The sequence below is a fragment of the Celeribacter marinus genome (genome assembly GCF_001308265.1).
Classification (GTDB): Bacteria; Pseudomonadota; Alphaproteobacteria; order Rhodobacterales; family Rhodobacteraceae; genus Celeribacter; species Celeribacter marinus.
The window spans coordinates 2,564,440-2,587,265 of the sequence record NZ_CP012023.1 but is presented as its reverse complement, the minus strand read 5'-3'; the positions used below and the strand labels follow the sequence as shown (position 1 = coordinate 2,587,265).

Sequence of the window (22,826 nt, the reverse complement as noted above, 5' to 3'; positions counted from 1 at the left end):
TCTTTAAAAGCGCAGGCGGCAAAGGGCAAGGCCATGAGGTGATTTCCCCACATTTTTTACATGACACATAGCGTTTGGAACTCGGGCTAATTGGTGCTGCGTTTGGGCGTGAATGGCAACGGGATGACGGCAATGCCATCCTCCAAAAGGGCCTTGGCATCTTCCAACTTTGCCTCGCCGTAAATGGCGCGTGTCGGGACATCACCATCGTGCATAGCGCGCGCTTGTTTGGAAAACTCGAGGCCCACGTAATCCGAATTGCGCTCAACATGATCGCGCATGGCCGCAATTGCCCGCTCGGTGTCCGTGCTCGGCGCACTTAAGGGGCTCGGGCGTTGATCCGCAGTCGTGTTTGGCACCACATCGGTCGCGACACTTTGCGGGTCGGGCGTGGACGGGGCGCTGATCTGTTCGGTGTGCTCACTGCCCGTTGGTCGTGCTTTGGATACTGGGGGCGCCATAAGCGCCTTACTGATCTCGGACGATCCGCACATCGGGCAACTCACCTGACCCGCAGCCGTCAAAACATCGAACCCGTCAGCGGATTTGAACCAACTGTCAAAGCTATGGGTGTTCGCGCATTTGAGTGTGTAGCGGATCATGTGAGCGTCTGATGCCTCATGTGCGGGCGTGTACGGTTTGGCGCGCGCAAGTCGCCCGCCCAGCTTTATATAGGGCGTGATGTGCGCATGCAAAGGCACAATCGAGTGGTGTCAATTGAATGTGCGCGGATCAAAGTGACGGATAATTTGGGCAAGTTCAGGGAATGGAACGCGCGACGCCGCTTTGGCGGGGGACATCCATTTGCGTTTACGCTGACCCTTTTCGGGAAAGGCATCGTGGATCTCGGTCACTTCAAATGGAAAGACGGCCACAATGCACGGCAGGGGGGGCGCGGTCGGCGAGCGTAGCTTTTTATAGGAATAAATTCCCAAACACACTTCGGATGGGATGCCCTTCACGCCGGCCTCTTCCCATGCTTCTGTTGCGGCGGCCTCTGCAGGCGTGGCTTTGTGCATCGGCCATCCTTTGGGGATGATCCACCGTTTGCGTTTGCGGGACTTGATCAACAGCACTTCTAATGTATCGTTATTCATCCGCCAGCACAGCGCGCCAAACTGTGTGCGCACACCCGTTTTAGGGGTGTTGCCCAGTTTGAGGCGGCGTTGTTTGGTTTTGATTGGCGACATATGGGCCATTGGCTGCTCTGACTGCTTTTCACGGAGTTAACCGCATCTTTTGTACAGACGAAAGCCTTTTTGCAGGTTAACGCGCGGCCCTGCTACATTTTGCGCGCAAATCCGGTGCGATCTGTCGCCTTTGCGAGGGCGGTCCAAAAGGCGTCATAGCCTGCGCCTGACATGCGCAATGGATCAAGGGCGTGGTGGGCGGTCTGTGCCAGATCGTGCATTTGCTGTGGATGGGCCAGCATACTGTCCCATGCGGCGGCGAGAGATTGGGCATCGTGCACGCGAACCGCACCATGTGCTGCATTCAGGGCGCGATAGGCAAGACTATGGTTGGAGACATGCGGGCCGTGAATGATCGCGCTGTTGAACTGCTCAGGCTCAAATGGGGTATGCCCGCCACGCTCGACCAATGAACCGCCGACAAAACAACTCCCCGCAAGTTGATACCAAAGTGCCATTTCACCAAGTGTATCCGCAAGGTAGACTGGGGTTGCATCTGGGGCATCTGCGCGCGCGCGGCTGGCGTGTTGCAATCCGGCTTTGTCGAGCAAGGCACTCACCTCATTGCGCCGTGACGGATGGCGTGGGGCGAGGATGAGACGGGCCTTTGGGTGTTTGGTCAAGATATCGCTAAATGCGGCGATGACGATTTTTTCCTCGCCCTCATGGGTGGACGCCGCGAGTAGCGTTTCATCGCGAACAAACGCCGATTTGAAACGGGTCAGCGTGTCGGGGTCAACCGCCCCCAACGAGACACCACTTTTCAAATTCATGCGCGGCAAGAGTCGATGTGAGGGAAAGCCCATTTGCAAAAACCGTTGCTCGGATTCAGCGTCTAACGCCGCAAGTGCCGTGATTGCGTTCAATGTTGTACGCAGTGTCCCGCCCAAGACCGATGACAAAAGAGCATGACGTTTGGCCGAACGCTCGGACATGCGCGCCCCTGCGACGATCACAGGGATGGCACGGGCGGCGCAGATATTGAACCGGTTTGGCCACATTTCGTTTTCAATCACAATGAGCGCACAGGGGGCGGCCGCATTCAAAAACCGTGTGACCACGCCGCGAAAATCGAGGGGTGCGAGGCATGGGTGAACACGCGCCATATCCCACGCGATGACCAGCGCGCGCGCGGTTTCACTATTGGTGGTGACGATCACGTGGAGCGATGGATCGCGGGCGAGCGCCTCGTCGATCAAGCTACGCGCCGATGTTACCTCACCATTCGATGCGGAATGCAGCCACAGACGCGGCGCGTCTTTTGGGATGTCAAATACGACACCGCGCGCAAACCGCATGGTTAGGCCGGACAGAGATAACCGCCCTCGCAAAAGTTGCACGAGGGCCGTCACCATCAGGAGTGGCGACATAAGCGTCAGGAGGGCGCGGTATACCAGCAAAGCATCTTTCAAGAGCAGGAAATAAGAGATCGCTTCGCAATACGCGGGCAGGGGGTGTTTTGGCAAGGCAATCGGCGTTGGGCAGTTTGCCCGCGTACGACTTATTGGTCGTTGGCGCGGCTCAGATAGGCCTGTGTCATCATCATTCCAATGCGCTCGACAGACTCCGCTAAACTCAAATCCTGTCGTTCCCCGTAGTGGCTGCAACTGTCCAGTATCCGCAAAATCACATCGCGTTCGCGCGGCGGTAGGGTTTGCGTGAGGTCGCTATTGCCGCATGCGGTTTGGCGCGCCGTCCGCCGCTTGATCGCAGGCGCCGAGAGCGTCATGAAAAGCGCGGCGTTACGGGCATGGGCGGACAGTGTGAGCGTATGTGAGGGATTATAATGCGTCATATGACGAAGTGTTGCCCGCTTTTAGCGCTACTACAAGTTGAAAATGGTTAACGGGCGCGCCTGTTGCGCGAATGCAAATACGGCTGGCGGATCTGTCTACTTGATCAACTGTCCCGCCGCGCGCAGTGTTTTAAACGTAAGCATCAGACCAATCATCATGACTGTGAGGCCAAGGATATCTCCGGCGAAAATGACGCTCATGTCACCCGAGATCGGGTTGGGCAAAAGCAACCAGTGAAAGCATGCGTTAAACCCTGCGGCGATTGCGCCGACAAAGAACAGCCCTTTCCACGATACGCTATTTGAAGACCGCGAATATGACAGCACGCCCAGTTGTTTCGCGACGACAAATCCAAGGACGGTTGCCCCAACCCCTGCAATGGCGAGAGCAATAGACTCTAATGTCAGTGCGACTCCTCTGTCGCCAGGACCATATGTCAAAAGGGCGATCGGTAGGAGATAGAGCGCGCCCCACCATCCGTAGAGCCAGACGATCAGGATTCGCACGCCATGTGGCAAAAAGATCAAACTACCGTAGAGCACTCCTGTCTGGTCCATCAGCTGCTGAATGGGCTGGGCGATGAGCACGACAAATTCAAAGCTCAATGCATAGAGAGCCGCAGCCACGCCAAACCCTATGAGGTGTTCGACGAGGGTGAGGGATTGGAGAGGGCGCATCGGATGTCTTACAGGCGGGTGTTGAGTGCGTATCCGGACCGTTTCGAGGGGCCGACTTTGGTGAGGTGCCCCGTGGATATCAGCGTTTTCAGGGCCTTAAAGAACGTGCTGCGCGGCAACCCTACGGTCAATTGATGCTCCTGAAGAGCGGCAACAGACAGTTCGATGTCGCCCTCATCTTGCAAGGCTGCTGCGCATAAAATCAACCGCTCTGGCTCGGCCAGCGATTGCAATCCGAGATCGCGTTCCATTCCCAACAGGACGCGTTTCAGATCAGCCAATCGTGCGAGTGAGGTATTCATACTATGCGTGCCTTGTTTGAAATAATTACAGTCACAGGAGGCGCAATACATAACACGTGGACCTGCCAGATATCGCATCTCAGATATGTGTTAACATACGGCGTAACGGCTATGGCGACTACCTATACAAAAGATAGGTCGCATACCCAAAAGATATATAAAATACTGCGAACATGCGGGTTGTGGCGGTGTCTTAAGTCTAATATTTAGACTTTGTAAGGTAGTTTTGTTCCGATCACTGTTTTATTAGCAATAGTGAGCGGTACGCATTTAACATGTGCCCTGCACCACCACATCGCGAAATAGGTTGCGCGCTGTGGTGGTGCGATTTGGCCCCGCGATTCCACGGTCAATTCGCACCCTGTTGCCCTCATTTCGTTCGGTTTGCCCGATAATTTTCTACATTGATCGAAGAGATACTTTGGTGTTACGCTGGGTCACAATAGTTTTATCGCGCGCTACTTTTGAGGGGTTTATTATGGATTGCGGTGTTAACACGGATCAGGCGCCGTTTTTTACGCACTCTTTGACCTGTGCCGCCTCTGCCGCCTCAACACCCTCGCGCACCGCCTCACGCCACGCATTTTCCGATCCATCATAACCCGTTTGCGTCATCGCAGGTGGGTTCTCTTGTTATAGTAAGGACAGTTTATGACCACACGTATTCGCACATTCTCCCCGCTCGGTCTTCTGGCGCTCGCCGCATGTGGATCGGATTCTAGTGGCTCCGGTGGTCCCGTTATCGGCAACGTTGTCAAAGGGCCGCTTGCAAACGCATTGGTCTTTGCAGACGCTGACAATGACGGCGAGTTTGATGCGGGCGAGACATCCGTACGCACCGGCGACGACGGTGGATATTCCATCGAAAACCCCAACGGCTACACCCTCGTCGTGACCACGGATGAGAAGACAATCGATAGCTCGTCTGGTCAGATCATTTCCGGCCTGACGATGAAAGCGGGCCCGAACGCAGGCGTCATCACGCCGCTCACCGGTGTTGCTTTGGATGCGGGCGATACGGCGGCGCTTGCAACAGCGTTGGGTCTTCCGACTGATACAGATTTCGCGACATTCAACCCCTACGCTGCCGATGTTGATCCGGCTGCGGCGCTTGCCTATGAAAAGGTCACACAGTCCATCATGGCATCCGCGCAAATCGTTGGTGCCGCGCTTGAGGCAAATGGTAATGCAGCTGAGGGCGCGGGTCTTACGGCCGCGTTCAACGCGATCATTGCGGAAGTCTCTGAGGCTGCCGAGGCGGGCGAAACAGAATTTGACGCCGCAGCGTTGACCTCTGGCGCGCTTGAGGCGGCGGGTACGTTGGATGCGGATGTCGTGGCAAAAGTCGCGGCTCAGGTCGCGGCGGTCGCCACAGCCATTGATGCGGTCGAGGATCTGGACCCTGCAACCACATTGGATGCGTTTTCGAGTGCGTCTGCGGTGGCAGGTCAATACGATGTGGGTGGCATTGATGCCGCTGATACGGATGTGACCGCACTCATTGCGAACAAGGCTCCGACAAATGTCGCATTGGATAACGCAACCGTCGAAGAGAACGAATCGGGCGCGTTCATCGGGGCGTTGGCTGTCACAGACGCGGAAGGGGCTGAGCAAGCGTTCACCTACGCGCTGGGCGGGGCCGATGCCGCGCAGTTTGTCGTCAAGGATGGCGGTCTATACCTTGCCGATGGTGTCGCGCTGAATTTCGAAGAGCAAGAAACCTATGCCATCACCGTGACCGCCACGGATGCAGGCGGTAAATCCGTGACCAAGGCGTTGACGGTCACCGCGACTGGTGTTGATGAAGCGTCGGAGGGTGATTACGACGCGGATGGAGGCGATTTTTCGTTTGTGGGTGATACTCTGACTGTCGCGGACGGTGACGAGTTGTACGGGATGTTCACCGACGACGACAACACCATCAACGGCGGCGATGCGAGCGATTTTGCGAGCCACAGCTATCAGTGGACGCGCGATGGCGACGATATCGCGGGTGCAACGAGCAGCAGCTACACCGTGACCGAGGCTGATCTAGGCGCGGATATTGAGGTTGTTGTGACTCTCACCGACCAACAGGGCTACACCGAAAGCGGAACGGTCTCATTCGGTGAGGCATTCGCCGAACCCCTCGTAGAAGTTGAAGTCGGCGCAGACGTTATGGACGGCATCGAGGGTTTCAAAGCCGAAGTCGCAGCAAGCGAAGAAAAGCTCGGCAGCTTTGCCGATCGCGTTGAGGGCGCGTTGATCGCGTTTGAAGCGGCGCTGACCGATGATGATCCAGATTTGGCAGTCACATCGTCAGGCATCACGGCGTCTTGGGCAACCGGCGCGACATTGTCCGCGAGTTTCACCAGTTTCAATCCTGCATCTGTTGAGGGTTTGATCGCTGCGGTTGAGGGGTTCGATATCATGGACACCGACACATGGGCGATCACTGGCGGGTTTAACAACGTGACCTTCCATGTGGATGACGAGGCTGTGTTGCAGATTTCGCATGAGGCGGGCGATGCCGACCTCGGCGAGCGCATTCAGATTACGCTGCCACAGTCGGACTCCGACGACGAATATGGCTTCCTCGCGTTGACTGGCGATTTTGATAATAGCCTCACGGGTATTCTCGGGAACGTGCAATCGGTCTTGGAAAATGATGCCGCATGGCGAGACGTCGACGCGCTTTGGGATGCTGTTTGGGTGGATGGCACATTTGATGCAGACGCGTATGACGCAGCCGTAGCCGCAGAGGAAGAACTTGATGCGCAGTCCGTTGACTTGGTCAGTGGCATTCTAGAAGACTACGCAATCACGGGCCTTGCGGCAGGCACCACAAGCGGGACTGGCGCAGGTATGAACCTGAACCTCTTTGACGAGGCGAATGGTGAGGACGCCGTGTCATTCAATGTCGGCATGTACGAATTGAGCCTAACGGGTGAATTGCCTGATAGCGCCGCCGACCTCGTGAACTTTGTCTATAATGTGGACATGCTCGACATGAGCGATATGTCGAATGCTGAGGCGCTGGCCGCCCTCGCAGAGGAGGGCTTTGGCGGCATCACGGGTGTTCAGTTGATCAATACTCTCGACGACACCCCAATCGTTCGCGTTTCAGTCGATGATTTCGACGAGTTGATCGAGCGCAGCGATGATATTAATAACGATGGGTATATTGTTTTTAGCTCCACTGCCGATGAGGGCGATAAAATGGACTACGTTTTTGATGACGATGGTCTTTATGTTTTGGTTGGTGATACAGCAGACATTGCTGCGTTTCTTGACGACGATCTCACTGCTTACACGGGCGATCAAACCGTCTGATGCGCTCCATCACAACCAACAAAAAACTGGCTGCCCTTTGGGTGGCCAGTTTCCTTTTCTCCACTCCCGCTTGGTCATCCGAGTGGGATCTGTACGGGTTTGGCGGCACGCACGCCTATCTCGACGTGATCACTGCGAGCTATGGCGACATTGTGGGGCCGTTGTTTGATTCGGGGTCAAGCGGCGGTGGGTCCGAGGACACCGAGCGCGCAGATCGTGACCGCCTGACCGGACAATGGACCCTCGGAATCGGGGCGCAGCGCACCGTGTACGAGGTTGGCCCCCATCTGTCGTTTGGTGTGAGCGGTGAGGCGGGCGTGAGCTATGCGCGCTATTCCATGCCGGACGGGGCAGGGGTGTTTGTCGAGCCAATCACGATCAAAAGCACAAGCCTGTTTGCGGCGGGCCGCGCCTTTGGTGAGATCGAACGAGGCGCGGTTTCGGTGCAAACCGGTGTCGGGCTATTGGCTTCGCAGTCCTACGAAACCTTTACGCTTGGCTCATGGACCATCAAAGAACGGCAATTCTCGACCGAGCCATTCGGCTATGTACGAGGTGCATTCTCAGTCTCTCAACATGCAACGATTGCGATTGAGGCAACGCGGCGGGCCTCGCAAACCATGGCGTCTTTGCGGTTGGAAATACGCAGATGAGATATATCGTTTTGACGTTGATGCTGGCGGCCTGTGCGCCGATCTCGCCCGCGCCCCATACCGATACCCGTGATGTCGAGATAATAGGGACGCCATTAGCGCGCGGTTCTGACCGCACCCGAGGTGAAATCAGCGCGTTTTGCGGTGCGCGCGGCGCAACGTGATCTGGACGCCGTGGCCGCGCGCCGCTCTGTGCAGGTTGGTGCCTCGCTCGGCGCGGGAGGGGAGCGCACGACGACCGACACAGATGCCGGCGCGGTCGTCAATGCGTCTGCATCGAAAGTGCTTTCTGACGGCGGGCGGTTTGACGCGCAAATTGACGGTGCCACTTTGCAAGTTGAGGGTGCGGTTTTGGCCCATGCCCTTGCCGCAGATGACGTGTTGTTCCGGTTGGTCTCGGCCGCAATTCAGGCGCGCGGCGCAGACCGGTCTATCGCACAAATTGATCGGGCGTTGTCACAATACGGCGCGCGTGAGGATTTGATTACAAGTGCCTATGCGAGCGGCATTGTCACGAACTCGACCATGTTCGACATTGAGGCGGCGCTGTCCGAGGCCCGACAAAACAGGCTCGATTTCACATTGCAACGTGACTTGGCCCGTGCGGAGCTGGATCAATACCTAACAGTGTCAGGCGCGCACTCCGATCTGTATGCGCGCTTGCGCGAGGGGAATGTTGCGCGCGCGCCCGCATGGCGCATTCGCGCGGTGGAGTTGCAAGCGGATCTAAGCGAGACGGATCGCCGCGCAGTGATGTCGAACAAAAAGCCACAGACAAATCTGGTCGCGACCGTGAGCAATGCCGATGATACCCCCTCGGTTTATTTCGGCGTGAAAGTTGATCTCAACGTCTATGATGGCGGGGCCACAGATGCGGGTGCGGCGGCGTTGGCCGCACGGCACATGTCGCAACGTGAACAGGCGGAGGCGCTCCGCGATGCGCTTCGCAAAAACACCGAACTTGCGCGGATCACGGCGCAAAAAGGGGCGCAGCGGCGTGGTTTGCTATTGGAGCGCAAGGCACAATCAGAGCGTAGGTTGGCCGAGATGGAAAAGTTGTTGCGGATCGGACGTGCGGATGTTGGCACCATAGCGCGCGAAGTGATTGCGCAGGCCGAAACCGCAATCGCTCTCATTGGCATCGACACCCAACGCCAGATGGCAACGCTCAATCTGTTACAGTCTAAGGGCGGCGTTTGTGACGTTGTTGCGATGTGTGACGCCCTTTGGAATGTGGAGTGAGATCAATGATCTTTGACCGAAAAGCCAAGGCCGTGACGCCTCCCGAAAAAGACGCAAAGCCCGTGGGCGAGATTGCTACACATGCCACGCTTTTGTCGCGCCTTTTGGCCGATTTGGGCGCGCCCATCGCCCAAGACGTCATCGGTGAGGCCCTCGCGGCATCTCCCGCCGACGAGACGTTCGAGCGCGCCCAAGATGCGCTCTCCAAGATCGGATTTCAGGCGCAGACACATAACATACCAATCGCGGATTTGCCGCGTCACTGTGTGCCTGCGTTCGTTGTGGATGACACAGGAAACGCGGTTATCTTGCACGAATTGACCGATGAGACGGCGGTGATTTCACGCGCGGACCCAGACGGTCACGTGGGCCAAGAGACGGTCGCACTCAAGACATTGAATGGTGCGGCGCGCGCGCTTTGGTTTTATCCCGAGGATGCCGATGATCGTGGTGTTCAGGGGCGGTTGAGCGCGATCAACCCGATCAAGACGCTTGGCGGACAGCGGGTCGCGTGGATTTTGGTCGCGGCATTTTTATCCAACGTTTTGGGGATCGCCACATCGCTCTTTGTGATGGTGGTCTATGATCGGGTTTTGCCAAATAAAGCGCTTGAAAGTCTCTACGCCTTGGCCATTGGTGTGGCCATCGCGGTGCTGTTTGATACGGTGTTGCGCAATGCGCGATCTGCCATTGTCGAGGCGGCAACAGAGCGTGCAGATCGGCGCGTCACCGAAGACATTTTCGATCAATTCGTCTCCGCATCGTCGCGCAACTCGGATCGTAAAATCGGGCAACTGGCCTCTGTCGTGCGCGACTACGAACACTACCGCGATTTTATGACCTCGGCGGCGGTTCTGGCCTTTGTCGATCTGCCGTTCGTGTTCGTGTTCGTCTACGTCATTTGGCACATCGCGGGGGCCGTGGCGATTGTCCCGCTTGTGGCTGTGCCTGTGGTTATTGGTGGCGTCATGCTGGCCCAACCCATCGTAACGCGGTCAAGCAAGGATGCATCACGGGTGGCACAAACACGCCAAAGCCTGCTGGTGGAAGTCTTGTCGGGCCTTGAACCATTGCGCGTGAGTGGGGCGTATTCGTTGCTCAAACGCCGGTTTTTGTCTCAAGCGGGTCAACAACGTGTGGCCACAACGCGGGCGCGTGATTTGTCGTCCGTGGTTGGCGCTATGATTTCGGTGGTCCAGCAATCTGTACAGGTTGCGGTCATTGTTATCGGGTTTCACCTGTTTGTGTCGCAACAGATCACGATGGGCGCCATCATGGGGTCGGTGATCTTGTCGGGGCGCGCCATGGGGCCGTTGTCGCGCGTGGGCCAAGCCATGGGACGTATTAGCAGTGTACGTGTCGCGTATCGTAATTTGCATGAGTTTTTGAGCACGCAGCGCATGGGCGAAGTGGCGCACGCCACGACCGCGACCAACACCCGCGCTGTGATCGACGTCTCCAACGTGACCTACCGGCCCCAGTCCGAAATGCCTGCGCTGTTTTCTGGTCTGTCTGTGACAATCAATGCGGGCGAAAAGGTCGCCATTTTGGGCCGTACCGGCTCGGGAAAGACAACGTTCTTGCGCCTGCTCAACGGGCTGTGCGAGCCGGAAACGGGCGCGGTGTTTGTCGGCGGACAAGCGGTCGCGGCCATTCCACGTGCACGCATTCCCCACCAAATCGGGACGGTGTTTCAGATGCCTTGGCTGTTTGCAGGTAGCCTGTTTGACAACGTGTCCATGGCCCATGAGCGTCTGGATGAGGCTGTGGTAACACAGGCGTTGGCGGCGGTCGGTATGGGCTCTTTTCCCCTTGATTACCAAGTGGCCGAACAGGGCGCAAACCTGTCTGGCGGACAAAAACAGGCGATTAGTGTCGCGCGTGCCTTGGCGTTTGATCCGCCCGTGTTGTTGATGGACGAGCCGACGTCAGCGATGGACGCGCAATTGGAGGCGCGCATCGTCACCTATTTGCGCACCAAAAAGGCCAATCGAACGATGATGATTGTGACACACAAGGCCGCACTCATTGGCCTGTGCGACCGCGTCTTGATCATGGACCAAGGGCGCATTGTCGAGGATATGAGCGTGGCCGAGTACCGAAAAAAGACGGCAAAGGCCGATGTGAACCCGACCGAAAAACCACGCGCGCCGCGTACAATCACGCGTAAACTTGGCCCGCTCAAGCGTCCGTCCCAAAAAGCGGGAAATACGCAATGATATTTGGCAAGAGGCGCGCAAAGGAAGAAAAGTACAAAGACATCATTTTGCTGTCTGTCGTGCTTTTGGGTGTGTTTTTGGTCTGGGCCAATGCTACCAAACTGGACCTCGTGACACGCGGTCAGGGGCGGGTCGTCACACTGGCCTCCAACCAAATGGTGCAGGTCTCTGTATCTGGCGCTATCAATGCATTTCACGCCACTGCGGGCGGGACCATCACCCAAGGCGATGTGATCGCCGAAGTGAACCCCGTTGAGGCCAAGGCCTCTTTGGCAGAGGCATCGCAACGTCTAAGTTCGCTATCGATCGTCTTGGCGCGGTTGGAGGCGGAACTTGACGATGAAACATGGTCGGGCGAGGTGTTTTTGGACGGGTCTGAGGACGAGGTCATGCGCTCGCTTGTGGCCGCCGAGGAGGAGTTGTCACGCGCGCGCCGTGCCGACCGTGATGCACGCCGTTTGGCCTTGATCCAATCGCAGGCGCAAACCGAACGCGAGTTGGAGGGTGTGCGGGCCGAGACGTTTGGCAATATGGCAACTGCGGCCGTTTTGGCCGAAGAGCGCGAGGAGGTCTTGCCACTGGTTGCGGCGGGGGCCGTGGCGCAAACCGAACGATACAGATTGGAGCGCGATAGCACCAACCTGACCACACAAGCGAACGTCTTGCGCGAACGTGAGGCGGCCTTGCGCTACTCCGTGCAAGAGATTGCTGCGCAAATTGCTGCGGTTGATGCGGGCTATTTCAACGAGGTTTACACCCAACGCGCCGAGACATTGCAGCAGATCAACGAACTGTCCGAACGCTTGCCCGCCTTACAAAAACGCGTCAGTGAAACCGATGTACGCGCACCGATTTCAGGGACCGTTAATCAGGTGTTTTTCGACAGCATCGGTGCCTTCGTCAAGCAAGGGGATACCATCGCGGAGATCGTTCCAACAGGCGGCGATGTTCGGGTTAAGGCGTTGATTCTGCCTGAGGATATCGCAAACGTCGAGCCGGGTCAGGACGCACGTATTACACTAACGGCGTATAACGCGGCAAAGTATGGCAGCCTTGATGGAAAAGTGATCCGCGTCTCGGCCGACTCCAGTTTTTCCGAAGAGATCGACGCGCGGGCGTTTTCGGTCGATGTGTCGATTGCGTCCGAGTTGACGTTGCTTGACGGGGATGCCGTCGAAATCCTACCCGGCATGGTCGCACAGGTCGATATCATCCGAGGGCAGCGCTCTATCCTGGAGTATTTTTGGAACCCCGTCCTGCGCGTGCGCGACCGTGCGCTACGCGAGTAGGGTGGCGTTATCGATGATCTAACGTGCACGTTGTTGGCTAGCCTATGGACGCAGCCATTTCGGTGTGGCGCAAAACCCAAATCCAAAACACATCAGACGCGCCAACACTGAGCCGTTCATATGAAATGTATTTTGATCAAGCATGCTTGACTGCACGAAGGATCGTGGAGGCGGGTACCGGAATCGAACCGGTGTACACGGATTTGCAATCCGGAAAATTTTGTTGATTTCAAAGGGAAAAATTGTAAACGGACTTGTTTCGTTCAGGGCTGCTTTTCAATAGGATACGAGGTCCAAGTAAACGGTTTTTCAGCGGCTTTTTCTCTGGTGAAGAGGCAAAGAAAAACCGCTGAGGGGGCGGCCACCCACCTCAACGGCATAAAAGAATTTTTCCGTCCCAACACCTACGGCATTTCCGGTCTGCCCTCATGCCAATTGGCGGTGAGATCATGAGCTGGCGCATAGCAAATGAATGCGCCGAGCGCCGCTTTGGCAGCGCCGCGCGCAAGCAGATTATTATGTTTCTCGCCGACAAGGCGAGCGATGACGGCTCGGGCATCTGGTGCTCCAAGGGGACGATCCAGCGCCACACTGAGCTCAGCGAGAGCACGGTGAAGCGCACCATCATCGACTTCTTGCGCGAAGGCATTCTGATCGAAACAGGACGGCGGCATTGCAAAAACGGCTACACCGTCATTTACCGCATTGTGTTGGAGCGCGTGGCCGCGCTCGAGCCCACGGCTGAGCCCGACATTCAGACGGGGGTCACTGTGGACCCCGTCCAGACTGAACCCGGTACGGGGTCCACGGTGAACGGGGTACGGGGTTCACGGTGGACCCCAAACCATCCTAAAACCATCCATAAACCACCTACGCGCAGGCGCGAGGCGGCGGGGGAGGTTGAAGGTTTAGAATTGGAGAAGATCTTGTTGGCCTATCCCAAGGACCGGGTCCGAGATCGACGAACCTGCCTGAAGCAAATTGCGGCGGCGGTGAAGGCGGGCGTTGAATCCGAGGATCTGCTGTTGGCAGTCAAAGCTTATGCCGCCGAAACCGAAAGCTACACACGCAGCAAGGTCTGCTTCTCAGACAACTGGTTCAAGGTGCGACGTTGGGAAAATGGGCTGGCCCAGATCCAGGCGGAGCGTGAGAAAACGCGAGAGGCCGAAGCCAAAGGCCGTATCAGCCTCGCTGACTGGATCCATGAGCGCCATCCGCTGTGCCGCCACATCACAAACCGGCAGATCGAGGACTTGATTGCCTCAAAACTGGTGACGCCTGAGCAGGTGCGCGCGGTAGGGCTATCGGCGTGAGAGCATTGGCGAAGTCTGTAATGCAGACCGCAATGCTCTCTATTTCTATGGTGTTCAGATCATAATTCGACCTTATGACTTGTGGATCATATTGACAATATATGACTTATGGATCATATGAGATCGCAGGAGAACCACCATGAATCACCTCGTTCGTACATCAAAAAACTTGGGCCACGCAATTCGTGAGGCTCGGAAGACCAAGAACCTGACCCAGAAGGAACTCGCCTCGATGAGCGGTGTCTGGCAGGAGACGATCTCCAAGATCGAGAACGGCAGCGGCGGAACCAAGTTGGAAACGCTATTCGATTTGATCGCGGCCCTGGATCTAGAGATCACGGTGACCGAGCGCAGCAAAGGCATATCAGACGGGCTAGAGGACATTTTCTGATATGGGTCGCAAGCGCAGCTACATACCGCTGAACGTTTTCCTGAACTCGCGGCTCGTGGGTCAATTGGTGCGCGAGTCCTCAGGCGGCGTCAGTTTCGCCTATGCACGTGATTGGCTCAGCTGGGAGCACCGGATGCCGGTTTCGTTGTCGTTGCCGTTGCAGGAAAACCGCTACAGTGGCGCACCTGTGATGGCCGTTTTTGACAACCTATTGCCCGACAGCGATCTCATCCGCCGAAGGGTCGCGGAACGTGTTGGGGCCGAGGGCGTGGATGCCTTCAGTTTGCTTTCACAAATTGGACGCGACTGTGTTGGAGCGCTTCAGTTTCTACCCGATGCGCAAGAGCCACAACCGATGTCTGAGTTAACTGGGGAACCTGTTGACGAGGCGCAGATTGAGGCAATCCTGAGCGACCTTGATCTCGCGCCTCTTGGTATTCGCCGAGAGAATGACTTCCGCATTTCAGTAGCGGGTGCACAGGAGAAAACGGCGCTGCTTCGTAAAGATGGTCAGTGGATTGAGCCAACGGGCACGACGCCAACCACGCACATCATCAAGCCGCAAATAGGCAGGCTACCCAACGGCATGGACCTGTCCGACAGTGTTGAAAATGAATACCTTTGTCTCAAGCTTATGGGGGCGTTTGGGCTTCGGGCAGCAAGTGTCGAGATGGCTCAATTCGGCGACAAGAAGGCCTTGGTTGTCGAGCGTTTTGATCGGCGCTGGACGTCTGACGGCCGTTTGATCCGTCTGCCGCAGGAAGATTGTTGCCAAGCGCTATCTGTTGTGCCCACGCAAAAGTACCAGAACGAAGGTGGCCCCGGGATCTCGGACATCATGGACCTTTTGTTGGGGAGCGATGCCCCCAACCAAGACCGATACGACTTTTTCAAAGCCAACGTTCTGTTCTGGCTGCTTGGCGCGACGGACGGACATGGAAAGAACTTCAGCGTTAGCCTTTTGCCCGGTGGGCGCTTCCGCATGACGCCGCTCTACGACGTTCTAACGGTGCAGCCGACCGTCGACGCGCGGCAGATCGAGCGAAAGTATTTCAAGCTCGCTATGAATTTCGGCAACTCGAACCACTACAAGGTCGCGGATATTGTAGGACGCCACATCGTGGAGACCGGCGTTCGATCGGGCTTATCCCGCGCAGTCGTGCAGGGCCTGTTCGAAGAACTACAGGAGACCTCACGCGGGATCTGTGAGGTCACGTTCAACCAGCTTCCTGCGGGTTTCCCAGAGGTGTTGCTTGCTTCGATCGACTGCGCGCTGAAGGCCAGGTTGCGCTTGTTGAATTAAAGTCGGTCGCGCTTGCCTGGTGCGATCCTCAATGCCGTGTTTTGTGATTGCCGAACATGAGCGGGCAGGCACGCAAGACGCGGTATGAGCACCGTTTCAACAAGCTCCCCGCCAACGCATCCCTCGCGCGGCAATTTTCGCGCTGACGCCCCCTTGCTGACCGCTTTGGCCATGTTCTTCGAAACACTCAAAGTGAGGGTAAAAAATGGCTATGTGTCCATTTGGCTGGGATTTGTATATGTGGCCGCTCAACCATTGTTTTCGAACCAATTGCGAACGAGGTCTCGCTCATAGACGCATCCGCAGATCGCATTGTCGGCTGGCGAGTCTCACGGTCTGCCAAAGCCGACTTTGTTCTTCCATCTCGGCAGATTTGTTTCACAAATCGCCTGCTGGGCAATAGATACTGTGGAGCAGGCACCTCACGATCGACGGTTTATTCAAAAAGGCGGCTTGATCCACCATTCGGACCGCGGCGGGCAATATTTGTCCATTCGGTATACCGCACGTTTGGCTAAAGTTGGCATTGAGCGATCAGTTGGTAGCGTCGGGGAATCGTATGGCAATGCCGTCCCAGAGCCGATTAACGGCCTGTACAAAACCAAACTGGTCTGTCGTCAAGGGCTCCGGCGCAACATGCAGGATCTGGAAATGGCCACGCTCGGCTGGGTCGGCTGGTGTAACGACAGGCGGCTGCGTGGACACATTGGGAGCATCCCGCCTGTCGAGGCCGAAGAGAATTATCATGCACAGCGTGACGTGCTCGATATGCTCGCTTGAAATGAAGCTACAGGTCTGCGGTGAAACTGGGGCGTTGCAGTCGGTCTGATTAGGTGGCTCTCGGCGGTGCGGATTGCATCCCTACATCCATAAATTCATCCAAAAACAGAGACATGAGTTCCACGCGCGAGGAGACGTTTGCCTTGCGAAAGATGTTATGGGAATGAACCTTGATCGTGCCAACGGTGCAATTGCGCAATTCAGCGATGTCTTTTGATGCAAGTCCGCGCATGAGCAAAAGCGCGATGTCGGATTCTGACGGGGTGAGGGACCAATCGTCGAACTGAGCGTGAACGTGACTGTCGAAATCGTTGCGTAGGGAATGGAGCGTTTCGCGTTGGCGAGCGTTCTTTGTCTTTAGATCGGTTATGTAGATGGACAAAAGAAGCATACCGAATCCGAGAGCGGTGACGGCGATGATTTCGAAAACAAGGTGGGAGAGGTCACCCAATTGGTAGCCGCGCCCGTCGTTGATGTGTTCCCGTAGATCGGCAATCACATCCTGAGTGAAGAAAAGTCCTGATACCCCCATGCCCCAGAAAATGATTGTCGCAAAGGTCGCATTTTCGAGTTTGTTTGTTGAATGCATCGGAGTGCCCTTTTTCATACGTATAAAGCTTAGGGTTAAACCTGCCCAAAACACCATAAACCATCGGTATAGAGGCAAAAGCGGCCTCAAATACACCATTAGCATATTTGGGGTGTGGGATGCGGTGGTTATGTTGATCTCATCAGCGGCACATCGCCTACGGTGCGTCGAAAATTTGGAGACTAGCTATGAAAACACTATCGCTTACGAGCATCGCGCTCGCTCTTTCGGTCACCGCAGCGTCTGCTCAGGACTATGTACAAGCTCAGATCGATAGCCTGTTCGCGCAGGGCTACACACACTTTTCCGTTCGCCGCGGGGTTCTGAATTCTTCGGTTGAGGCCTATTCGTCGACTGGTCTGGAAACCACTGTCGTGCTCAACAATTCGACCGGCGCAGTTGTGCGCCAGCGTGTTGAGACGAATGACGCAACTACGGTTGCCGGCACGATACAAAAGATCGAACAGAAGCACGTTGACGATGTAGATGGATCGGACGACGTTCTGGTCGAAGTTACGACCGCAACAGGCGACACGATTTTGGTCGAAGCAAATGAGATGCGCCGCGCACCACGAACGGGTAGCGATGATGTATACACGACCGTAACGACATCGACTGGCGAGACGGCTTACGTCGAAGTGGATGATCACAATTACAAGGACGACACCGATCATGTTGGTGGTTCTGATGATCGCTACGGGTCTGACAACAATGGTTACGAAGATCGCAGTCATGACAACGACGACGGTAATGACCATGATGGCCGTGATGACAACGACGACGGTAATGACCATGACGACCGTGATGACAACGACGACGGTGATGACGATCATGGCTCTGATCACGACGACTAATCGTCGCTTGAGACCATCGCTGCAGGGCGGTACATCTGCTGTGCATTTAAAATGTCCCATCATGCAAAATTTGCGTCATGTTCAAGTTGGGAGGCAAAAGCTGCGTTGGCAGGGCCTCCAGCATCGCCTTGCCAGTTCGGGGTCTCTCGAGCTGGCTGGCGTATTGGGGCATCGTCACGATGATCGCGTTCTGTTTGTGCGCGGTCGCAAGCCAGTTGCTGAGCCGGTTTGAGAAGTCCGGATTGTCAAGTTCTTTGCAGGCCTCATAGATGATGATCAGCGTAGGTATAAGTTCTTCAATCACGCGTTCCATCCGCCGACATAGGTATGACAGGACCGCAATGCGCTCTTTCTCGCTTTCACTGTCGAGAATGCCGGTCAGGTCGAACCCGACGACATCACCATCGAGCGAGAAAGTATTCTCGGGGCTTGGACCGAAAATCCAGCCATAGCGACCAGCTGCGGTCCATTCCTGTATCCACTCAACGAGATCAGAAAGAAGGCGCAGGACTTTCTGGTCCGGGGGCAGGTCGGCGCAAAGCCCATCCAGACTGAGCCCTTCGGTCACCCGCTCGGCCAGCCCCAGCTAACCAAACGATATTCGCAATATCGGCTCTGCCAGTGAATTAGAATGCAAGACCCGCGATTAGGCCAATCACGGCCAGAAGCAGAAATGCGGTCTTGAAGCGATCGGTACGGGTCTGGTCCATGCGGCTTATCTCCCCTCTGATGGAGTCATCGCCGCGGGCTCTTCGGAAAAAAGTCGGCCGACTCCGACGCCCCTTGCGTTGTCGTTATCGTCACGCAGGAGGAACAGCGCGTCGAGCCCGTGTTTTCTTGCGAGTGCCGCGCCCCTCTCTGGGCCAAGCACCATGAACGCCGTTGCCCAGGCATCGGCTTCGGCACAGCTGCTGGCAACAACGGTGACGGAAGCAGGCGGCACGATCAGCGGTGCGCCGCGCCTCGGATCCATGGTGTGCGATAGGCGTCGTCCCTGAACCTCGACCCAGTGTCGGTAATCGCCGGAGGTAGCGACAGCGGCGTCTTGCAACGCGAGGATCGAATGCGGCGTCCTGCGTTCGGTGTCTGGCGCTTCCACGGCGATCGTCCACGGCTCGAAGTCCGGCCGAAGGCCTGTCGCGCGCATCTCCCCATCTATCCCGACCAGGGCGTGGTCGATTCCGTGGTCGCGTAGCGTCTCGGCCAACCGGTCCACGCCATAGCCCTTCGCGATGCCGTTCAGGTCAAGCGCGGTGGGCGCGGATTTACGGACATGGTCGTCGTCAAACTCTAGAACCTCATGCGCCGCGCGGCGCGGGGCTTTCATTGCCGCTCGTATCCCATCGGGTGCGGCGGCCTCCGGCCCGAAGCCCCAAGCAGCGACAGCGTCGCCCATGCCGATGTCGAAGGCCCCGTCCGAGGCGCGGCCTATCTCGAGGCCAAGGCGGAGGACGTGCCCAAGGCGCGAGGGGAAAGCCACCCAATCGCCCACCGGTGCTGCGTTGAGCCGCATCAGATCGCTATCGGGCTTCCAGGTCGACATCTGTCCATCCACTTCTTCCACAGCCGCTTGCAGTGCCACGCGGATCGGGTCGGGGTCGACGCTCGGTTCGGCGTAGAATAGAGCCGACCAACGGGTGCCCATCGTGGGGCCGTTAAGGGCGATGCGCGCGCGCTCAATAGACATCTTCAATGTATCGCCCCTCCGCCTTCAAAACCGCCGGCGTGAGCCCGGTCGGTGCCAGAATCTCGCCCAGCGCATCGGCCACGCCCGCCGCCATGTCGCGTCCGCCGCAAACCATCACGCGTGCGCCATTGCAAACAAGGTCCGCAACCTGAGTGGCCTCGCCCCGCAGCGCATCCTGTACGTAGTGGGGGCGCGCCCCGCGCGAGACGGCCGTGATCAGGCGGGTCAGACGACCGTCCTGCTGCCAGGCCGAAAAGTCCTCGACGTAGAAGAAGTCGCTGTCGGGATGGCGGATGCCGAAGAACAGGTGGATCGGCCTGCCGCGTCCGTTGTTGCGCACGAAGCCCGCAAGCGGTCCGATGCCGGTCCCCGCGCCGATCAGGATCAGAGGCACGCGGCTCGGGCCCGGCTTGAAACCGGGGTTGTGGCGGAGAAAGGCGGTCATCGTTTCACCCGGCTCCAGCGCGATGAGCTGGCCCGAACAGAGGCCGCCGGCGTGCTTTTTCACGACGATTTCGATGAACCCTTGGCGGCGCGCGGAGGCGAGTGAGTAGAGTCGCGGAACGGCGCTGCCTTCGGGCACGATGCCGATAAGGTCGCCTGCCGTGAATCGGGCGAACCCAGAGCCTGTCAACCGCTGCCAGAGCGAGACGCGCGGCACGGCGAAGCGGAGGATCGCTGTCGGGGCCTGTACCTCAGCGCCGTAGTCCCGGCGCGAGACGAGTGTCAGCGTCTTTGTCGTGGGTAGCACGGGCTCGTGCGACAATTCCAGTGGTATCCCGAGCACCTCGCCGAGTGCACGGCCCCAGCGTGCGAAGTCCTGCGGGGACTGGCGGTTGATGGTGTCGAGGGGCAGGAGTGCGGGCCAACCCTTCGCCTTCGCTGCCGACGTGACGGCCTCGGCGAAGGCGCAATAGTTCGGAAAGCTGCGGTCGCCGAAGCCAAGCACGGCCAGAGGTATTTCTGGGGCGCGTTCCGACGCGTTCAGCCAGTCGAGGAACCCCTTGGCCGAGGCAGGCGCCGTACCGTCGCCGTAGGTCGCGGCAAGCAGGATGATCCGCTCGGCCCTTTTGTAGCGCTCGGGCGCGAACCCCGACATCGGGCCGACATGGACGCTCTGCCCGGCCTTTGTCAGCGCGGCGTGAAGCGTTGCAGCGAAACCCCAAGTGCTGCCGCCCTCGCTGCCGACGAGCAGGATCGTTTCGGCACCCGCTGCTGGCTGGTTGTTCCGGATGCGCGGTCGCCCCCTCCGCCCGGCGAGCCAGATCTGGACGCCGGTTGCACCCATCGCCGGCACGCCTAGCGCCATGAGACCGAGCACGAGACCGAGTGTCGCCGCGCCCTGTCCTGTGTGGAGCATGTAGACGGTTTCCGAAACACGTTCCCACACGGTCAGGTCGGCCCAGGCCAGGAGGGCTCCGTCGCCCTGATCGAGATATCCGGTGCCCCGGTCGGTCTTGAGCGTAAAGACGTCCGCGGCGTCCTCGGGATAGGGAAAGCTCAGCGCGCGCAGGTCTGCGACTGGTGTTTCGCTCAGACCGGCAAGGCGGTCGAGTGCAATACCCGTCCCATTGCTCACAGCGGCCGGAAAGGCCGGCGGCGATCCGCCATCGGGAAGCAGCTCGAAGGTAGACGCCGTCATCCACAAAGCCGTAGCCGACGAGAGTAGAAGGCCAACGACTGCGATCCGAGCGATCTCGACATGCAGCCGTCCAGCGAGCGGGCCGCGCAGAGGCGCGAACCAATGCCGCCAGCCCCCCGCACGCCGGGCGACCAGCGCCGCACCTGAAAGCGAGAGGACCAGCATCGCCGCCGCTCCGGCGGCCATTGCCATGCGCCCGCCGTCACCAAGGAACAGTGATCGGTGCAGGTTGGTGAGCCAGCGCTCAACTTGATTGGGATCAGCAGAGGCCACGCCTTCCCCCGTTGCAGGGTCGATCACGGCTGCTCCTGGCTTACCTTGATCGAACCAGTAAGCGGTGATCCGTCCCGATGGCGACCTGCGGATCTGCTCGACACCCGGATAGACCAACTGGATACGGTCCGCGAGAGTGGCGACCGTCAGTTTGGTCTCTGCCTGCGGCGCGGCAAGCCGCTCGGCCGCAGGAAAGACAGACAGCGCCGCGCCACTCAAGCTGAGGATAGTGACGAGCAGGAGGGCCAGCAGACCCGGCCAGCGATGGAGTGCACGGATCATGGCCCCGCTCCTCACATGTCGTAGACGAAGCTGGCGACGTAGCGGCGCCCGCGTGTGGTCACGCCCGCGCCATCGGTCGTAAGCGGCACCGCCACCTCGTTCGGACTGTCGCGCATATCCTCGACAGCTGCATCGATGTGAAGCTTATAGCCCGCATCGAACAGCGCGTCGGCCAAGTCGAGCGTGATCTTGAGCTTGCGACCCGCGCCGACGCTGGCCCCGGTGATGCCGTTGACCTGCGCGGTGTCCCCGCCCGTGGCGCGGTGCCAGTCACTCAGATGCTTGTAGTATTTGGACTTGCCGCCAGCCATCCAGAGACTGCCGACATATGCGCCCGAGGCGTCGGTGACGTAGAGCGCAAGATAGGCGCCGTCGCCGCCGTAATTGTTGAGGGCCGTGGTGAGCGTGACCGGCCTGGCCATCGCGAGGCCAGGAAGTGTCAGCGCTGTGGTGAGCGCGAGCGTTTTGAGAAGCGATTTCATTGGATGTATCCTTGTTCGGAGAGGGGCTGCGAAGCGGTTCAGTTCACCTGAACTTGCGGCGGTGCGCCGTTGCCGAAGAGGCCGTTTTGCGGCGGTGCGACGGAACCGGCGGGGGCGGAATTGCGAGCACCACTGCGGTCGTCGTCATCATCCTCGTAGTCCATCTCGACGATCTGCAGCGTCGCCGGATCGAGCTTCACCTCGAATTCGCGGCCATCCTGGTCTCGGCCTTCGATTTCGTAGCAGCCGTCGTCGCTCTCGAAGTCGCGCACCGTCCAACCGCTCTGTTCGGCCATCTCCATCGCGGCCTCGCGCGGCTGCCACTGGTCACGGGGCGCATCGCAATCATCGTCGTCGGCCAGCGCAGCGCCGGCGGGCAAAAGTGCGATCAGGGCAAAGGCGGTAAGGGTCTTTTTCATGGCAGGGTCTCCTTTCGTCTGCTCACACCAATCTGGCGCCCCGACCTGAGGGCATCCTGACGCCCCAGCGATTCCTGCTTCAGCTTGCTGTCAGGAAATAAAATGGCCCCGCCGATCAGGGCGGGGCCAGG

At 58.0% G+C, this 22,826-nt stretch carries 21 protein-coding genes and 2 pseudogenes; 11 read left to right on the top strand and 12 right to left on the bottom strand.

All coding sequences use genetic code 11. The annotated features are described in order from the left end of the window. Positions 1-86 precede the first annotated feature (86 nt). From IMCC12053_RS12930 to IMCC12053_RS12905, 6 genes are all read right to left on the bottom strand, one after another. On the bottom strand, positions 87-602 hold the full coding sequence (locus IMCC12053_RS12930) for a DUF1178 family protein (RefSeq protein WP_062221325.1): 516 nt from the start codon (positions 600-602) through the stop codon (positions 87-89). 111 nt (positions 603-713) lie between these two features. Then, positions 714-1,199, bottom strand: coding sequence for an NUDIX hydrolase (locus tag IMCC12053_RS12925; RefSeq protein ID WP_335337300.1), 486 nt, complete (start codon positions 1,197-1,199; stop codon positions 714-716). Positions 1,200-1,282: 83 nt separating this feature from the next. Further along, positions 1,283-2,656, bottom strand: coding sequence for a 3-deoxy-D-manno-octulosonic acid transferase (locus IMCC12053_RS12920; RefSeq protein WP_143090004.1), 1,374 nt, complete (start codon positions 2,654-2,656; stop codon positions 1,283-1,285). Between the two features lie 35 nt (positions 2,657-2,691). After that, complete coding sequence (locus IMCC12053_RS12915) at positions 2,692-2,985, bottom strand: hypothetical protein (protein ID WP_062219686.1); 294 nt, start codon at positions 2,983-2,985, stop codon at positions 2,692-2,694. A 96-nt stretch (positions 2,986-3,081) separates the two neighbouring features. Continuing rightward, on the bottom strand, positions 3,082-3,663 hold the full coding sequence (locus IMCC12053_RS12910) for a hypothetical protein (RefSeq protein WP_062219685.1): 582 nt from the start codon (positions 3,661-3,663) through the stop codon (positions 3,082-3,084). Between the two features lie 8 nt (positions 3,664-3,671). Further along, complete coding sequence (locus IMCC12053_RS12905) at positions 3,672-3,965, bottom strand: hypothetical protein (RefSeq protein WP_062219683.1); 294 nt, start codon at positions 3,963-3,965, stop codon at positions 3,672-3,674. Between the two features lie 651 nt (positions 3,966-4,616). Here IMCC12053_RS12905 and IMCC12053_RS12900 point away from each other — a divergent pair. From IMCC12053_RS12900 to IMCC12053_RS12855, 10 genes and pseudogenes are all read left to right on the top strand, one after another. Beyond that, on the top strand, positions 4,617-7,277 hold the full coding sequence (locus IMCC12053_RS12900; protein ID WP_062219681.1) for a cadherin domain-containing protein: 2,661 nt from the start codon (positions 4,617-4,619) through the stop codon (positions 7,275-7,277). After that, positions 7,277-7,930 (top strand): hypothetical protein, encoded by a 654-nt coding sequence (locus IMCC12053_RS12895; RefSeq protein ID WP_062219679.1) that lies wholly within the window; start codon positions 7,277-7,279, stop codon positions 7,928-7,930. The genes IMCC12053_RS12900 and IMCC12053_RS12895 overlap by 1 nt, the downstream gene beginning before the upstream one ends. Then, a complete protein-coding gene (locus IMCC12053_RS15965; protein WP_169775318.1) occupies positions 7,927-8,094 on the top strand; it encodes a hypothetical protein in 168 nt (55 codons plus the stop codon). Before IMCC12053_RS12895 ends, IMCC12053_RS15965 begins: the two co-directional genes overlap by 4 nt. Further along, positions 8,054-9,172 (top strand): TolC family protein, encoded by a 1,119-nt coding sequence (locus IMCC12053_RS12890; protein ID WP_074906283.1) that lies wholly within the window; start codon positions 8,054-8,056, stop codon positions 9,170-9,172. The genes IMCC12053_RS15965 and IMCC12053_RS12890 overlap by 41 nt, the downstream gene beginning before the upstream one ends. A gap of 5 nt (positions 9,173-9,177) precedes the next feature. Then, positions 9,178-11,391 carry a peptidase domain-containing ABC transporter gene (locus IMCC12053_RS12885; RefSeq protein ID WP_062219675.1) on the top strand — a complete coding sequence of 738 codons (2,214 nt, stop codon included), beginning with the start codon at positions 9,178-9,180 and terminating at the stop codon, positions 11,389-11,391. After that, a complete protein-coding gene (locus IMCC12053_RS12880; RefSeq protein WP_062219674.1) occupies positions 11,388-12,680 on the top strand; it encodes an HlyD family type I secretion periplasmic adaptor subunit in 1,293 nt (430 codons plus the stop codon). The genes IMCC12053_RS12885 and IMCC12053_RS12880 overlap by 4 nt, the downstream gene beginning before the upstream one ends. A 449-nt stretch (positions 12,681-13,129) precedes the next feature. Continuing rightward, positions 13,130-13,993: a hypothetical protein gene (locus IMCC12053_RS12870; RefSeq protein ID WP_062219669.1), complete on the top strand. Its 864-nt coding sequence runs from the start codon at positions 13,130-13,132 to the stop codon at positions 13,991-13,993. A 139-nt stretch (positions 13,994-14,132) separates the two neighbouring features. Then, positions 14,133-14,384 carry a helix-turn-helix domain-containing protein gene (locus IMCC12053_RS12865; protein ID WP_062219667.1) on the top strand — a complete coding sequence of 84 codons (252 nt, stop codon included), beginning with the start codon at positions 14,133-14,135 and terminating at the stop codon, positions 14,382-14,384. Between the two features lies 1 nt (position 14,385). Next, positions 14,386-15,687: a type II toxin-antitoxin system HipA family toxin gene (locus IMCC12053_RS12860; protein ID WP_062219665.1), complete on the top strand. Its 1,302-nt coding sequence runs from the start codon at positions 14,386-14,388 to the stop codon at positions 15,685-15,687. A 210-nt stretch (positions 15,688-15,897) separates the two neighbouring features. Then, positions 15,898-16,467, top strand: a pseudogene (locus IMCC12053_RS12855) (hypothetical protein); the annotation flags it as partial. A gap of 49 nt (positions 16,468-16,516) precedes the next feature. On the opposite strand, the gene IMCC12053_RS12850 reads toward IMCC12053_RS12855, so the two are convergent. Continuing rightward, a complete protein-coding gene (locus IMCC12053_RS12850; RefSeq protein WP_062219661.1) occupies positions 16,517-17,056 on the bottom strand; it encodes a helix-turn-helix transcriptional regulator in 540 nt (179 codons plus the stop codon). Between the two features lie 188 nt (positions 17,057-17,244). Here IMCC12053_RS12850 and IMCC12053_RS12845 point away from each other — a divergent pair, with 188 nt between their 5' ends. Continuing rightward, positions 17,245-17,910, top strand: a complete 666-nt coding sequence (locus IMCC12053_RS12845) for a hypothetical protein (protein ID WP_062219659.1) — start codon at positions 17,245-17,247, stop codon at positions 17,908-17,910. Between the two features lie 46 nt (positions 17,911-17,956). Here the strand turns inward: IMCC12053_RS12845 and IMCC12053_RS12840 are convergent. From IMCC12053_RS12840 to IMCC12053_RS12820, 5 genes and pseudogenes are all read right to left on the bottom strand, one after another. Continuing rightward, positions 17,957-18,403, bottom strand: a pseudogene (locus tag IMCC12053_RS12840) (VirB4 family type IV secretion/conjugal transfer ATPase); the annotation flags it as partial. Between the two features lie 222 nt (positions 18,404-18,625). Beyond that, entirely contained in the window at positions 18,626-19,597 is a 972-nt protein-coding gene (locus IMCC12053_RS12835; RefSeq protein ID WP_236852616.1) for an FAD:protein FMN transferase, read from the bottom strand. Then, positions 19,587-21,794, bottom strand: coding sequence for a PepSY domain-containing protein (locus IMCC12053_RS12830; RefSeq protein WP_062219654.1), 2,208 nt, complete (start codon positions 21,792-21,794; stop codon positions 19,587-19,589). Before IMCC12053_RS12830 ends, IMCC12053_RS12835 begins: the two co-directional genes overlap by 11 nt. 11 nt (positions 21,795-21,805) lie before the next feature. Further along, a complete protein-coding gene (locus tag IMCC12053_RS12825) occupies positions 21,806-22,276 on the bottom strand; it encodes a DUF2271 domain-containing protein (protein ID WP_062219653.1) in 471 nt (156 codons plus the stop codon). A 38-nt stretch (positions 22,277-22,314) separates the two neighbouring features. Then, positions 22,315-22,695 (bottom strand): PepSY domain-containing protein, encoded by a 381-nt coding sequence (locus IMCC12053_RS12820; protein ID WP_062219651.1) that lies wholly within the window; start codon positions 22,693-22,695, stop codon positions 22,315-22,317. Positions 22,696-22,826: the final 131 nt, after the last annotated feature.

Excerpts from the sequence above, each read along its gene's own strand:
- IMCC12053_RS12930 (WP_062221325.1), bottom strand. The coding sequence starts at position 602 with ATGATCCGCTACACACTCAAATGCGCGAACACCCATAGCTTTGACAGT.
- IMCC12053_RS12925 (WP_335337300.1), bottom strand. The coding sequence starts at position 1,199 with ATGGCCCATATGTCGCCAATCAAAACCAAACAACGCCGCCTCAAACTG.
- IMCC12053_RS12915 (WP_062219686.1), bottom strand. The coding sequence starts at position 2,985 with ATGACGCATTATAATCCCTCACATACGCTCACACTGTCCGCCCATGCC.
- IMCC12053_RS12910 (WP_062219685.1), bottom strand. The coding sequence starts at position 3,663 with ATGCGCCCTCTCCAATCCCTCACCCTCGTCGAACACCTCATAGGGTTT.
- IMCC12053_RS12905 (WP_062219683.1), bottom strand. The coding sequence starts at position 3,965 with ATGAATACCTCACTCGCACGATTGGCTGATCTGAAACGCGTCCTGTTG.
- IMCC12053_RS12900 (WP_062219681.1), top strand. The coding sequence starts at position 4,617 with ATGACCACACGTATTCGCACATTCTCCCCGCTCGGTCTTCTGGCGCTC.
- IMCC12053_RS12895 (WP_062219679.1), top strand. The coding sequence starts at position 7,277 with ATGCGCTCCATCACAACCAACAAAAAACTGGCTGCCCTTTGGGTGGCC.
- IMCC12053_RS15965 (WP_169775318.1), top strand. The coding sequence starts at position 7,927 with ATGAGATATATCGTTTTGACGTTGATGCTGGCGGCCTGTGCGCCGATC.
- IMCC12053_RS12885 (WP_062219675.1), top strand. The coding sequence starts at position 9,178 with ATGATCTTTGACCGAAAAGCCAAGGCCGTGACGCCTCCCGAAAAAGAC.
- IMCC12053_RS12880 (WP_062219674.1), top strand. The coding sequence starts at position 11,388 with ATGATATTTGGCAAGAGGCGCGCAAAGGAAGAAAAGTACAAAGACATC.
- IMCC12053_RS12870 (WP_062219669.1), top strand. The coding sequence starts at position 13,130 with ATGAGCTGGCGCATAGCAAATGAATGCGCCGAGCGCCGCTTTGGCAGC.
- IMCC12053_RS12865 (WP_062219667.1), top strand. The coding sequence starts at position 14,133 with ATGAATCACCTCGTTCGTACATCAAAAAACTTGGGCCACGCAATTCGT.
- IMCC12053_RS12860 (WP_062219665.1), top strand. The coding sequence starts at position 14,386 with ATGGGTCGCAAGCGCAGCTACATACCGCTGAACGTTTTCCTGAACTCG.
- IMCC12053_RS12850 (WP_062219661.1), bottom strand. The coding sequence starts at position 17,056 with ATGCATTCAACAAACAAACTCGAAAATGCGACCTTTGCGACAATCATT.
- IMCC12053_RS12845 (WP_062219659.1), top strand. The coding sequence starts at position 17,245 with ATGAAAACACTATCGCTTACGAGCATCGCGCTCGCTCTTTCGGTCACC.
- IMCC12053_RS12835 (WP_236852616.1), bottom strand. The coding sequence starts at position 19,597 with ATGTCTATTGAGCGCGCGCGCATCGCCCTTAACGGCCCCACGATGGGC.
- IMCC12053_RS12830 (WP_062219654.1), bottom strand. The coding sequence starts at position 21,794 with ATGATCCGTGCACTCCATCGCTGGCCGGGTCTGCTGGCCCTCCTGCTC.
- IMCC12053_RS12825 (WP_062219653.1), bottom strand. The coding sequence starts at position 22,276 with ATGAAATCGCTTCTCAAAACGCTCGCGCTCACCACAGCGCTGACACTT.
- IMCC12053_RS12820 (WP_062219651.1), bottom strand. The coding sequence starts at position 22,695 with ATGAAAAAGACCCTTACCGCCTTTGCCCTGATCGCACTTTTGCCCGCC.